12 protein-coding genes and 1 pseudogene are annotated in these 13,948 nt (G+C 40.0%); 8 read left to right on the top strand and 5 right to left on the bottom strand.

From position 1 onward, the window contains the following. Positions 1-112: 112 nt before the first annotated feature. A complete protein-coding gene (locus tag RCG19_RS13405) occupies positions 113-1,432 on the top strand; it encodes a phytoene desaturase family protein (RefSeq protein WP_308107552.1) in 1,320 nt (439 codons plus the stop codon). Then, entirely contained in the window at positions 1,398-2,261 is an 864-nt protein-coding gene (locus tag RCG19_RS13400; protein ID WP_308107551.1) for an RNA polymerase sigma-70 factor, read from the top strand. Before RCG19_RS13405 ends, RCG19_RS13400 begins: the two co-directional genes overlap by 35 nt. Before the next feature lie 145 nt (positions 2,262-2,406). Here the strand turns inward: RCG19_RS13400 and RCG19_RS13395 are convergent, their stop codons facing one another. Then, entirely contained in the window at positions 2,407-3,609 is a 1,203-nt protein-coding gene (locus tag RCG19_RS13395; protein WP_308107550.1) for an MFS transporter, read from the bottom strand. Between the two features lie 571 nt (positions 3,610-4,180). On the opposite strand from RCG19_RS13395, the gene RCG19_RS13390 reads away from it, so the two are divergent. From RCG19_RS13390 to RCG19_RS13365, 6 genes are all read left to right on the top strand, one after another. Further along, the gene (locus tag RCG19_RS13390) at positions 4,181-4,699 is read left to right on the top strand and encodes a cupredoxin domain-containing protein (RefSeq protein ID WP_308107549.1); all 519 of its coding nucleotides are present in this window, start codon (positions 4,181-4,183) and stop codon (positions 4,697-4,699) included. Between the two features lie 20 nt (positions 4,700-4,719). Then, a complete protein-coding gene (locus tag RCG19_RS13385; protein WP_308107548.1) occupies positions 4,720-6,204 on the top strand; it encodes a cbb3-type cytochrome c oxidase subunit I in 1,485 nt (494 codons plus the stop codon). Further along, positions 6,197-6,808, top strand: coding sequence for an SCO family protein (locus tag RCG19_RS13380; RefSeq protein ID WP_308107547.1), 612 nt, complete (start codon positions 6,197-6,199; stop codon positions 6,806-6,808). The genes RCG19_RS13385 and RCG19_RS13380 overlap by 8 nt, the downstream gene beginning before the upstream one ends. A 13-nt stretch (positions 6,809-6,821) precedes the next feature. Beyond that, complete coding sequence (locus tag RCG19_RS13375; RefSeq protein WP_308107546.1) at positions 6,822-7,370, top strand: hypothetical protein; 549 nt, start codon at positions 6,822-6,824, stop codon at positions 7,368-7,370. Positions 7,371-8,244: 874 nt separating this feature from the next. After that, positions 8,245-9,261, top strand: a complete 1,017-nt coding sequence (locus RCG19_RS13370; RefSeq protein ID WP_308107545.1) for a S66 family peptidase — start codon at positions 8,245-8,247, stop codon at positions 9,259-9,261. A 68-nt stretch (positions 9,262-9,329) separates the two neighbouring features. Then, positions 9,330-9,800 carry a divergent PAP2 family protein gene (locus RCG19_RS13365; RefSeq protein WP_308107544.1) on the top strand — a complete coding sequence of 157 codons (471 nt, stop codon included), beginning with the start codon at positions 9,330-9,332 and terminating at the stop codon, positions 9,798-9,800. Positions 9,801-9,856: 56 nt separating this feature from the next. Here the strand turns inward: RCG19_RS13365 and RCG19_RS13360 are convergent, their stop codons facing one another. The 4 genes and pseudogenes from RCG19_RS13360 to RCG19_RS13345 form a co-directional block, all read right to left on the bottom strand. Then, complete coding sequence (locus tag RCG19_RS13360) at positions 9,857-10,015, bottom strand: hypothetical protein (protein WP_308107543.1); 159 nt, start codon at positions 10,013-10,015, stop codon at positions 9,857-9,859. A 1-nt stretch (position 10,016) separates the two neighbouring features. Beyond that, positions 10,017-11,255: a Ger(x)C family spore germination protein gene (locus RCG19_RS13355; RefSeq protein WP_308107542.1), complete on the bottom strand. Its 1,239-nt coding sequence runs from the start codon at positions 11,253-11,255 to the stop codon at positions 10,017-10,019. Beyond that, positions 11,230-12,339 (bottom strand): GerAB/ArcD/ProY family transporter, encoded by a 1,110-nt coding sequence (locus tag RCG19_RS13350; protein ID WP_308107541.1) that lies wholly within the window; start codon positions 12,337-12,339, stop codon positions 11,230-11,232. The genes RCG19_RS13355 and RCG19_RS13350 overlap by 26 nt, the downstream gene beginning before the upstream one ends. A 7-nt stretch (positions 12,340-12,346) precedes the next feature. Then, positions 12,347-13,869, bottom strand: a pseudogene (locus tag RCG19_RS13345) (spore germination protein). Between the last annotated feature and the right edge of the window lie 79 nt (positions 13,870-13,948).

The following is a 13,948-nucleotide window of genomic DNA, read 5'->3' as shown; positions in this document are numbered from 1 at the left end:
ACCACCCATCAGAACGAATCCTCCTTATCCTCCAAATATTAATTTTACTCACTGTCACATCTATTCACCCTTTATCGTCTTGAGTTATGAAATAACTTTAGGAGGTTTTCTTATGACTCAAAAATGGGATATTGTCATTGTTGGTGGTGGATTAGCAGGTTATGTGGCAGCAAATTATTTATCTAAGACCAACTTATCTATAATACTTTTAGAAAAGGGAAAAAAGGGTGGTGGAAGAGCTAGAACAAACAAAATGAAAGAACAGTATTTGAATTTAGGCCCCCATGCCCTTTATAAAAAAGGAAAAGCCAAGTCTATTCTCGAAGATTTAGGTATACATCTTCAGGGAAGGTCTCCTAAATTAGGCGGCAAATTTATCGAAAACAATATCGACTATGCTGCACCGCTTTCTCCTTTGGCGTTCTTTACAACAAGCCTTTTGAATGGAAAAGAACGTATGGAGTGGGTTGCGGTTTTGTTGAAAGTATTGAGAATCGATCCTGAAAAGTTAGCGGAGCAATCCTACCAACAATGGGTTAAGCAAGCCGCTCATTCTAAAAAAGTTGAATCATTACTCTATATACTTGGCAGACTTTCCACCTATTGCCATGCTCCTGGAAGGGTGAGTGCAAAAGTAATGGTATCAACTTTGAAAAATGCTTTAGGAGGCGTACTTTATTTAGATGGTGGCTGGCAAACGATCATTGACCAACTTCACAATAAAGCAATCCTTTCAGGTGTTCAGATTCAATCACATACCCTTGTTAAACAAATTGATCCCGCTCTACAGGGTGAATTTAAATTGATTCTAGCAAATGGCGAAGAAATTCACAGCAAATATGTGATTTGTACATCCGGCCCACACGAACTTAATGAAATGTTAGCAGAAAAAGGGACTCCATATCTAAAGAACTTTTTAGCCCAGGTAACGGCTGTAAGGGGTGCAACGTTAGATGTCGCGTTAACACAGCTCCCGAACCCAAAGCGATTGTTCGCTATGGGCATCACTGATCCACTCTATTATTCCGTGCATTCCACCTATGCCCACCTCTCAAATGATCCAAAGAATGCCGTTCTTCATGTATTTAAATATCATCACTCAGATGACACAATAGAGGGAACAAGTGTTAAAAACGAGCTTGAACAATTCTTAGATAAGCTGCAGCCAGGGTGGCAGCAGTATGTGATTACAAGGCGTTTTATCCCTACCATTACGGTGAACCAACGCTTGCCTCAAATAGGGGATGAGCTCAAGCTGCTGCGTTCTAAAACAGAAATTCCGCGATTATATATAGCAGGAGACTGGGCCTCTCCCGACTCCATTTTGGCAGATGGAGCAGCCAGCAGTGGAAAACAAGCTGCGGAAGAAATCCTTTTAAATGAAATGAGTGAAAATCGTGCAAATTACGAAAGAAGATTACCAACTATTTAGACCGTTATTGTTTTCATTAGGTTATCGGATGTTAGGTTCTGTAGTGGATACAGAGGATATTGTCCAAGAAACGTTTTTAAAAGCTTCCCAAATCAGTGAGGAGAACATAAAGAATAAGAAAGCATATCTCTGTAAAATGATGACAAACCTTTGTCTTGATTTAGTAAAGTCTGCACGGTACAGACGAGAACAGTATGTGGGACCATGGAATCCTGAGCCATTATTACTAGAGAAAGTACATGCCTTTGATCCATCTGAAGTTTTTTTACAAAAGGAAGGTTTGAGTATTGCCTATTTACGCATGATGGAGCATTTAGCACCCGATGAACGAGCAGTCCTTCTTTTAAGAGAGGTATTTGATTTCCCCTATTCAGAGATTGCTACTATCATTGAAAAGAAGGATGAAAACTGTAGGAAAATTTTTAGCAGGGCTAAGCAAAAAATCTCCCTTGTGGAAGGAGAAAGCTTACACTATGAGAAAAATAAAATAATGGTTAATCGCTTTGTAGAAGCGTTTCAACTACAAAATACGAATACTCTATTAGAACTTATATCAGAAAATGTCACACTATTTTCTGATGGCGGAGGGAAAGTTACGGCTGCTGTACGTCCTGTCGTATCCGTATCCAACGTTTTGGCCTTACTATACGGAATCATAAAAAAGGCCCCTAAAGAATCCTTTTTCGAGATAAAAAGTGTCAATTGTCAGCCAGCAATCGTGATCTATATAAACGGAAAGATTCAAAGTATCCTTAGTTTTTATATTCATAATGAAAAAATTAACGAAATGTATATAACTATGAATCCTGAAAAATTACCCATTCATTAAAATCTTATGGGTCGTAACTTTCTTAGATTCACCTTTGAGCAAATGCCCCTAGCTTTCTGACAGAGTGGGCTTCATCATCTTTATGAAGCCCACTCTCCCCCTTCAAATCTATTACCACTACATTTGCAAAATCAAAGCTTTTAGACTACGCGTTGCTTTTTCTCACTGACACACTAATGAGACCTTTGCCTTTCCAATATGCCGCTCCCATCGCCACTAACAATAAAACACCTGTTACGAGAAAGACCATCTGCACCGGAAAAATCCCGCCTATGAAGCCGCCAATCATCGGTCCTGTCATCCCGCCAATCTGATTAGCGGTTTGGCTTAATCCGAATGCTCGACCGCGGAATTCCTCGGCTGTTGACTTCACAACAAGACCGTTTAATGCTGGATAGACCGCACAGAAAAAGACACCAAAGACAAAACGGATAATGGAAAATCCGATAATTTCACTGAACAGAATCTGGGCCAGCGTGCCGAGACCGCCGCCAAGCAGCCCGACCACAAGTACGCGATGAAATCCGACTTTATCAGCCCATCTCCCCCAGACAGGAGCAAATAAGGCACTGGCAATCCCCGGAAGTGAAAATACAATACCGGCTAACAGTGAAGCCTTATCAACTGAGCCGCCCAATTTAACAATATACAAGGGTAGAACCGGCTCAATCGTCATGATCGATCCTGCCGTAACAACTGTTAAGATCAGCACTAGCATAAATGGCCGATTGCTCCACGCTTCTTTTATATCATTTTTTACAGAACCACGCTTTTTGCTTGGGGTAAAGTTCTCCTCCGTTACCCAAAAAATGACCAAAATTGTCGAAATCAAAGTAAAGATTCCCGCGCTGCCAAAAGCCCAGCGGTTTCCGACCAAATGTGCAATTCCTCCGCCAAGCAGCGGTCCAAGAATCCCGCCAGAGGCAGATGCAGTCGAAATCATCGACAGTGCATACCCGATCTTTTTACCGGGTGTATTCGTCCCAATTAAAGCAATCGACCCAGGAATAAATCCGGTTAATAGCCCTTGCGCAATCCGTAAGGCCAATAACTGATAGGGATTTGTCACAAATGCGGTCAAACTATAGATGATAAAAAGACAAAATCCCGCCCGGATAATCATCGGCTTTCGTCCATATTTATCGGCTACACTCCCCCAGAACGGCGAAGCGATCGCTCCCGCAAAGAACGCTGCGCTAAATAATAATCCTGCCCACATTTCAATATGTTCATGGACGCCGATTTGTGGAAGAAAGATCGGTAAAAAGGGAATAACCATCGAAAAACTTGCCGATGTAAAAAAGACACCAATCCATAAAACCCATAAATTACGTTTCCAGCCTTGCATGCCAATCGCTCCCATTAGTATCCTAAATAATTTCCCCCTAACTTTATCACAAAATTGAAAATTGTGAACGTTTAGTGACCCGAAATAATTGTAAACTCTCTAAAATCTTTTTAAAAGGGGTATTTTCATTAAATTTGTTCAAATTAATTCGCGGTAAATTTCGTATTTCTAAAATTTCCTTTCCTTTATCAGAAATTCATTATTCATTTCACTACTTGTCCCACTCTATGAGCGAATTTCGGAGTTCTATGAGCGAATTTCGGAGTTCTATGAGCGAATCTGATGTTTCTATGAGCGAATTTCGGAGTTCTATGAGCGAATCTTATGTTTCAATGAGCGAATTTCGGGGTTCTATGAGCGAATTTATAACTTTCTTATTTCCCCAGCCAATTTTCGCTAATATCCAACAATATCCAATTGGTGTCAGGCACCACCACGCGAATTAAATAACTGAAAATTGTGATAAATTTAACAGTAATTCCCTTCTATCTCTTGTATGATTTTTAAGACATAGCTCTTTTCTCCACCATCACAGAAGAAAAGGTTGATTTTAAATAAGGGGGGTTCGTTTATGTATCAACAAGCAGCCTGGATCATTACGATACTGCTAAGCATGTTTGTTATTTTTCTCTTCCTCTATGTCTTATCCCAATCTAGAAAGAAAGCCGATTATGCCAAGGTTCAAAAAAAATGGTATTTCATTCGCAAGGTCTGGTTCCTCATTTTATTTACCACCCTGTTAACCGCCAGTTATTTTACCTTAAAAGACTTGCCTTTTGAACGAGCGGAAGCAAAAGGAACACCGATTGATGTCGAGGTAACCGCCATGCAATTTGGATTTGAAGTTTCTGAAGATGCGTTTAAGGTGGGAGATTATATCGCCTTTCATGTTACAAGTAAGGACGTCAATCACGGCTTCGGTTTATACGATGAAACCATGAATATTGTTGCACAAACTCAGGGCATGCCTAAATATACAAACACGGTGTACTATCAATTTACGAAGCCGGGAACCTACACAATTTTATGTATGGAATATTGCGGCATGGCCCATCACTTAATGAAACGGGAAATCACCGTCAACAAATAATCGGAGGGAGTGAATAAAGGATGCACACTTTACGAGTTTCAATAGATTTGAAAACAAAGAAAAGCGTGGTTTTTCCACTAGTCTTAAGTGGGGCATTGTTATTACTAATGATGATCGTGGGGGTACTCATGCTCCTGGCTCAAGGAAAGTTGATTGCGTTAGATCCAAGGATGTTCTATAAAATTATGACGTTGCACGGAACAGGGATGATTGGAACTGCAGCCCTGGCCGTATCCTGCATTATGTGGTATTTCCTTAGTCAATATGTTTCACTTAAAAGATCGGTATTTTATGTAAATCTCATCTTTTTCATTGTGGGTGTGGCGATGGTATTAGTAGCAATATTTGCCTATGATTTCGCCGGAGGCTGGACATTTCTTTATCCCCTACCGAGCATTTCAGGGGGAATGTGGGGAAAAACGGCTGCTGCCCTCTATTTAGGGGGAATGCTGGTGATTGGCAGCGGATTTTTAATTTTATTTTTAGAAGCTGCACGTGCCATGATTAAACAATATGGCAGTTTTGCGGCAACACTTGGCTGGCCACAAATTTTAGGTCAAAAAAAGGGCTTTGGTCCGCCACCGACTGTCGTTGCCAGCACCATGGTTTGTATTGTTGACATTACAGCGATTATCGCAGGGGCGGCCATCCTGTTAATAAGCCTTATCAACCTCTATGCACCAGGCTTTACAATTGATCCCCTCTTAGCCAAAAACTTGACCTACGGATTTGGCCATGTCCTTGCAAACTCCACCATATATATGGCCGTGATCGTTGTCTATGAATTGCTCCCTAGATATACCGGAAGACCGTGGAAATCCAATAAGATTTTTCTAATCGCTTGGAATATATCAACCATTTTCACCCTGATTATCTATCCTCATCACTTGTTGATGGACTTTGTCATGCCAAAATGGATGCTAATTATGGGGCAGGTTCTTTCCTATTTAAATGGAATACCGGTTCTAGTTATCACTGCTTATGGGGCATTGATGATCGTCTATCGTTCCGGCATTAAATGGGATGTGGCCTCGGGCTTCCTATACCTATCAATGTTTGGCTGGGTCATTGGGGTTATTCCAGCGATTGTCGATGCCACCATTGTCATTAATCATGTGATGCACAACACCAAATGGGTTCCAGGACATTTCCATATGTACATGGGGATTGGAGTATGTTCCATGCTTATTGGGTTCATGTATTACCTGACCAAAGTGGAGGGCGGACGGAGCGATAGTAAAATGGACTTTCTCACCTTATGGTTGTTTGTCCTAACGTTCCTTGGGTTGACAGGCTCCTTTTTATTTTCGGGAGCGGATAGTACCCCAAGGCGCTGGGCTGAACATCTTCCGGAATGGATCCCGGCCGATGTTATGGCCGCATTCTCTGGGATGGCCGTAACCCTTATCTTCCTGCTATTTATCGTCCGTTTCATTAACTATTCCAGCAAAATTGGCACGAATAAGGACCACACAGATAATATGGGAACCCCAACACATGGCTAAGAAAAGTATTTTTTTTCTAATGGCAATACCGGTGTTTGGGATCATGCTCTTATTCTTTTCTACGAATCATTTCCAGGCTTTGACGGCTGAACAAGCGCGTAGGATCAATGTCTTACAAAATAGCCCAGAAGTTCCGGATGTGATACTCGAAGATAGTAAGGGTGAAAAATTCACCTTTTCTGACTACCGTGGTCAATATATTTTAGTTACTTACATTTATGCAACTTGCGGTGACGTCTGTCCATTAGTAGAAATGAATTTTAATAAAATATACACACAGCTGCCCCCAAAAATTTTAGAAAAAAAAATACAGTTACTAAGCATCAGCTTTGATCCTGCACAAGATACACCTGAGATGCTTGAACATCATCGAGAAATGTATGAAGCAGACGGTGTCTATTGGAAAATCGCGCGCGTTCCTAACCAAAAAGAGCTGGATTTATTATTAGAACAGTCAGGAGTAATTGTCCTTCCCATTGAGAACGGTTTTGAGCATAATGCCGCATTTTATTTAATCAATCCTGAAGGTCAATTAATACGGATATTCAACTTTGACTCTCCCAATGAAGTGGTCAAAGTATTGAGGGAGATTATCTCTTTTTGAGGAGGGGGGCAGAATGAAACGGAACATCCTCATTGGCCTTGGTTTAGTGGCAATCCTAAGCATCCCGCAGGTTAGAACAAGTCTTGTGGATACCATGATTGGGCAGATGATCATTCAAATTCCTTTGTTAGCATTAGCCGGTTATTTTCTTGGGAGCGGATTTAGAAAGGACGATTCCGAATATAACAGCCTGGGTATACCTGGTCTCCTAATAGTACTATTCGCAAGCATCTATTGGCTTTTACCGCGTTCCCTTGATGCTGCCTTAAATAGCAGCGTGTTTGAAATACTAAAATATGTGACGGTTCCTTTATTAATCGGCCTCCCCCTTGCATGGAGCTGGGGGAAATTGCCTGGAACAGTCAAAGGGGTTGTCTGGGCAAACGTTATTTCCATGCTCTTTGTCATGGGCTGGCTTTACGCCAACGCCCCCATTCGCCTTTGTAATAATTATTTAATTGGGCAGCAAAACCAACTAGGAACGACCCTTATGGTGTTGTCCCTGTTATGTCTATTGGCGTTTTTTTGCAAAGTATTTTTCATTGGAATCAAGAGCGAATAGCGGTTGGGACTGTTCGCTCTTTTTGTTTTAAAAAACTCTGAAACAACTACAATTTAACAAGACGCCACTACAGAAATTCTAATTGGAAATTTCAAATAAATTAACTATTATTTGTAAAAAAATCCATATAATAAGATTAAGGTAGGGGCACTATAGTGCTCCATTTTTATTTTTAAAAAGATGGAGGGGAACATTCCATGTCTAATGAGAATGAAGTTAAAGTAGAGAATGGTAAACACAAGTATCCGCAGCCATAACCGTTCAAAAGAATATACGAGATACCCCGAGGGCAAGAGAAAGAGATTAATTGATTATCCGATTATTTGAGGGACTGCAGGCATGCATCTTTCTCCCTCGGCAACTGTAATAAAAGGACCACATTGAAAAAGGTCAACCAGCTATCTGGCTAACCTCATTAGAGTGCTTCTATTGGACATTTCCATCTGGATTCTTGGAATTTTGTCCTTTAGAGTGCTTCTATTGGACATTTACATCTGGATTCCTGGAGTTTTGTCCTTTAGAGTACTTCTATTGGACAATTCCATCTGAATTTCTGGAATTTTGTCCTTTAGAGTGCTTCGATTGTTTGAAGTATACACAATCTAAAAAATGGGACACAATTATTCCTACTATTTCCGAGTTGGTTTTTAAATATTAACCGATGAGTAACATCTAATTCATATTTTATTAATAATTAAGAGCTATAGTAAATTGTAGTGGGGATAGCATGCGTGGCTATCATGGTATTTGGCGAAGGCGGAGCCAGTACTAGTTAATTTACATTGGATTTGGAAATAAATTATCTTTTTAGAAATATTGTTTAACTTCAAGCAAATCATCTGGTAAAATCATCTAAAAGTGAGGAGGATTTTCCATGATTACGTATCCACATTTAAAAGAAGGCGCCTCAATAGGGGTAACAGCACCTTCATCTGGTATACCTGCTGAATTACATCAACTGGTTACAAATTCATGCACCCGGCTGGAACGAAGTGGTTTTCGAATGACCTGTGGTGAGACTGTTTGGACGCAAAACAAGGCAAAATCGGCATCTGCTATAAAACGGGCAACCGAATTTAATACGTTTATGGCTGACAGCGAAATCGACATCCTTATTCCCCCATGGGGAGGCGAATTGTTAATCGAAATCCTCGAATATATCGACTATGAAAATATTAAAAACAAGTGGATATTAGGGTACTCCGACATTAGCGGCTTGCTCTTATCGATCACATTGAAGACAGGAATCGCAACTGCTCATGGAACGAATTTAATCGATTTACGAGGAGAATTTTCCGATGAAACCACCGCCATGTGGCAGACAGTCTTATCGACAAAAACGGGCGAATCAGTCCTACAGCGGTCCTCTGAACAGTTTCAGAAAGAATGGCAGCATGATCATCCCTCTCCCTGCGTTTTTCACTTAACTGAAAAAACCAGTTGGAAAACTGTCTCGAATCACAATGTCAAAATTCAAGGCCGCTTACTTGGCGGGTGTATTGATATGATTAGACATTTGATCGGTACACCATTCGGTGATGTTCAAAGCTTTAGAGGAAAATATATAAATGGGGATCCAGTTATTTGGTATTTAGAGAACTGTGAATTAAATACCACTGACCTTCGAAGATCATTGGTGCAAATGAAATTAGCTGGCTGGTTTGATCATTGCTCCGGTCTAATGTTTGGCCGAAGCCCCGCGAATACGCCCGTCGAAAACTATACGGCTGTAGATGTTTATCAAGACCTTGCTGCTGAACTCGATATCCCGATTATTTATGATATTGATTGCGGCCATGTTCCACCGCAGATTACATTTATCAATGGGGCTCATGCAGAAGTTGAGGTCGCAGATGGAAAAGGAACCGTTGTACAATACTTTCGCCCATAATGACAATTTTTCATCATTTTGGTTTTTTTGACATATTCTAAGGACAGACAATCATTAGGAGGATCACCATGTTTTTATCCTATCCTATTTTAGCGGCACTTTTGGGGATGCTGTTCGCTCAATTTGTAAAAATCCCCATCCACTATATCACGTCAAGAGAACTAAAATGGAATCTGATGTTTAGTACGGGCGGAATGCCTAGTTCACATACAGCAACCATTATTTCTTTGACTACAGCTATAGGGTTAACATCAGGATTTAAATCAAACGAGTTTGCCATTTGCGTGGTCGTGTCGATGATTGTTATGCATGATGCCACAGGTGTCCGAAGGCATGCCGGATACCATGCTGAGGTGTTAAATACTTTGTTAGCTGATTGGAATCGTCTGATTGAAACATTAAAAAATCCGAATTTAAAGAAGACTGAATCAAGAGAAAAGCTGAAAGAACTATTGGGACATCAACCTGCAGAGGTTTTCTTCGGAGTGATTACAGGAATTATTGTTGGTGTTCTCACCTACCTAGCGTATCCATTTTAATATGAAAAGGCGCACAAATCCTGTACGCCTTTTGCCAGCTAGAAGTCCTGTTGTTCTTATTTTAAAATCGAAAAAAATGGAAGAATAAGAATAGCAAGGGTAAGAATAAAAACGGCTGCCGCTCCAAATTTTTGTTTCTCCTTCCACAAAGTAACGGCAAAACCTGCGGTATAAATAGCAATGATAATCAGCACAATGACAGTGATTATCTTCAACCTACTTCCCCTCCTCCTTTACTATCCTTCCATAATCAACAATTTCAACGTTTGCCTTTACGTAAATGTCTGCTTTTAGATACGATTTGTTCCAATTGAATCTTTTATATTCCTGAATCGTTCCAAAATACTTTCGGGCATTATAGGACAACGGAAATGGTGCCCCTTTATAGTTTCTTTGAGTTTTTTTTAACACCTGCTCATTCTCTATTTCGAAATGGCGGGTTATTTCCTTTTTAATGATTTCTTGGTTTTTCTTCTTAGAGAAATCAACCATTGACGGATTTGACATAATTTCAAACTTTAATGGGAGGGTGATAAAAATCTTTGGCCTCGGTCCCTTTAAGTCCATTTTAATTTTATTGTTTTCAATTTTCATGACTCTAGCTGCGAATGATTTCAGTTTACCTGGAAATGGATTCGGCATATTCAGCAAAAAGTTGTTAATGTTTGTTGTATCATCAAGAGTATTGACGATACTTGTTTCCTGTCCGGTCAGTTTTCCAATCATCACACCATTCTTAAACACTGCTGACCCGATAAATTGGGTATCATCAAGTTCCCCTGAAGCATTCACCTGACCGGCCATGTACTCATCTTCCCCTTTATATTTAGGTTTTTTCTCCCTTACTGCAGTTGTGTTCATCGCCAGGAAGAGATCTGTTCCACTTTCCTTTGTTTTAAAAAAGCGAAAAAGGGTAGAATCGGGAATGAGCCCATTTTTAATCCCATGTTCCACCATATATTGAAAATACTTATGCGGCCTCGTTTCCATTTTTGGACGGTTTTTCAAGAAATACTCACTGGCCTTTTCTTTCGATACCGCTATATACGTATTCAACCGAATTTGTTTATCATAGGAAGCACTGCTAATAATCCGAAAAAAATTTGGATCCTTAGCAAGTTCCTCTGAAACAACAATAATTTTTAATAAATCATAACTAATGATTCGGGAGATAATGGCATTAGCTGTCACTTTCGCCACGGTGAAATCATTAGCATCGAATGAGATAATTTCCCTTGGCTTTTCCGTCGAACCGCCCCCGCCCTGCATACTCCCAACTTCGGCATTGGCAAGTAACATCGTAACTTTGAGCTTCCCCTTATGTTGGGAGCGGTCCAGTCCGAGTCCAATTACATAGGCTCTATCCTCGAGTTCTTCCCGATCCCAGCAGCCTGTTAAAGAAAAAACAATCACTACTAGCAACAAAACTTTACCTACTGTTTTGGTCTTTTGCATGTTTAAATTCTCCTTTTAACAGCGCGGACAGCCATAAAATGAGAGAAATTGCTGCGAATGCAGGGCCAGCTACTGTTTGAACCATTTTTTCCCACTCTATACCAAGCTCAATCGGTGATTCCGGAATAATGCCAATCAATAAATAAAGGGTAGCGAGCGATGGAATAAGAAATTCAAAATCCTTAATTTTAAATATATGTCCGAACATCTGAACGCTAATATACAAAAAGGCAGTGAAACGAATAAATGCGGACATAATCCAAATAATGAAAAAAATGATTTCAATATTGGGAATATAGCTTCCAAGTGATATATAGCGGATCGCCGTATGAAACGGATAGCCCACGCCACCTAACATATGGTCAAGCATGCAAATGAAAAGGAGCGTAGCCACACTAATTTGGATACTGACATATACATAGGCTATCCACGTGCCCTTTCGAAACTCTTTATATGAAGTAAGATATGGAATAAGCATCGTAAGCAGAAAAAAGTCAGCAAAAAGGGTTAAGCTTTGTGAACTTTGCTTGATGATCTCCATTTTTCCTGGGCCCCAAATAGGCAGCATGGCTTGGACATTACTATCTTGAGTACTTAATCCTAACGCAACAAACAAGCCGATAATGGCATAAAGAATAAGCAGGTACGCAACTGACCCAATATGCTGAATTCCCTTTTTTGCACCATAGGCACAAACCGCCATTAAAAGAGCATAGAGAATGAGGATGGGTGTTGTTCTGAAATAAAATGCCCTAATAATGTTGGTATAGGTTCTCGAATCAAATGAAATACCGGCTGAAGTAATGATAAAAATAACAAGACATACGAAAAAACCAAGATATTTTCCCAGTAATTTTTGAATAATAAAAAATAGGTTTTTCCCTTGAAATAACGACAGAGTCTTAAGTAATAAAAAGAAAGGAATAAAAAAAATTCCTGCAGATAGAATTGGAATCATCCAGGCAGCGTTTTGAGCCTTAGTGAACAATACAGTAGGGGTATCTTCTGTTGCTTTTGATCCTACCATTAAAATGGCAATAGACACGTATTCTCGAATTCCAAGTTTTCCAGGCAACTGATTCATCGGATGATTAACCCTTTCTTTGTTTGACCATATCCTTTGGTTTTAAATAACCTGGCCGAAACCTTGCTTTCATCGGAACATGACGGATAAGTAAGTCCTTCCCAGAGAAAAAATGCGGGGTCATCGGTGCAAAATACGATGTCCCAAACGACTTTAGCGATACTAAATAAAACAGACCTGCAATGATTAATGCAGCTACACCATAAATTCCAAGAAAGCCTGCTGTTAAGATAAATAAAAAGCGCGATATGCGAATCGCGAAATTCATGCTTGTATCACTGATAATAAAAGAACTTAAGCCGCTTAAGGCAATGACAATGATGACGATTGGGCTAATAATATTGGCTTGAACAGCAGCCTGACCCAGAATTAAAGCACCCACAATCCCAATTGTCGGCCCAATTGGGGACGGTACCCGGAGTCCGGCTTCACGAATCAGTTCAAAGGCAGTTTCCATCATGAGGATTTCTATGACAGATGGAAATGGAACCCGTTCCCTTGTTCCTGCCATGGCCATTAATAAGTCAGGCGGAATCATCCCCACATGATAATTTGTAATCGCAATATAAAAGGAGGAAGCAAATAATGAGATAAAAAAAGCAAGGTATCGCAAAAGCCTGATAAAATTCCCATACGGTGTACGCAGGTAATGATCCTCCGGTGAATGGAATAATGCCCAAAAAGTGGCGGGAAGGACAAGACAGTTTGGTGAATTGGACATTAACAAAACAATATGACCTTCTTCAATAAAAGAGGCAGCCCTGTCAGGACGTTCCGTGTTTAAAATTGTTGGAAATATGGATCTTGGCCGTTCCTCAAGATACTGCTCCAATATACTTAAATCAAGAATACTATCGGTATTAATCGAAGCCAGCCTATCTTTAACCTTTTGAATTAGTTCATCCTTTACTAAGTCTTTTTCATAAACAATCAGCACGTCATTCCTGGACCGTTTTGTAACAACATGGACCTCAGATTTTCATTTTTAATTTTTTTGCGGATTAACCCAACATTATCGGCTAACCTTTCGTTGAAGGCCTCTTTTGCCCCTTTGACAATGACCTCATTATCCGACTTTTCAATGGCACGACCTGAAATTTTCGTCGTTTCAAATGCATAGCATTGCTCATCACCATCCACAAAAAGTGCTGTAACACCTCTGGTGATATTTTCTGTAATTTCACCGATATTGGCTATTGTCTGTGCGACGGGAAAGGATACAATATCTTCAACATTCCCAGTGGGCTGCTCGTTTTCAATGAGTGGTTCTACAATGCTCCTCTGAACCTGATCCGTGTCTACCATGGTATCGATATATATGATAAAGGCACGCCTTTTTAAAGAACGGATGGTAAACTCACGAATTTTGACATCAACACTTTTTGGAATGCTAAAAAGCGCCTTAAATATCTCCCTATTTTGTTCATAATAGCGACTAATTTCTTGCTTTTTTACCTCTATGACATTCGCATTGGATTGTTCGCTTAATTGTGGTTCTGTGTTGAATGCCTTATTAATTGTTTTAATCATTTTTTTAATCATTCTGAACCACCCCTAATTTTTATATAGTTTTCCATTTTTAGGGGTATTTATGTATGTAAAGAGGGTG

The sequence above is a fragment of the Neobacillus sp. OS1-2 genome, from assembly GCF_030915505.1.
Classification (GTDB): Bacteria; Bacillota; Bacilli; order Bacillales; family Cytobacillaceae; genus Neobacillus.
This window is presented reverse-complemented; position numbering and strand designations above follow the sequence as displayed.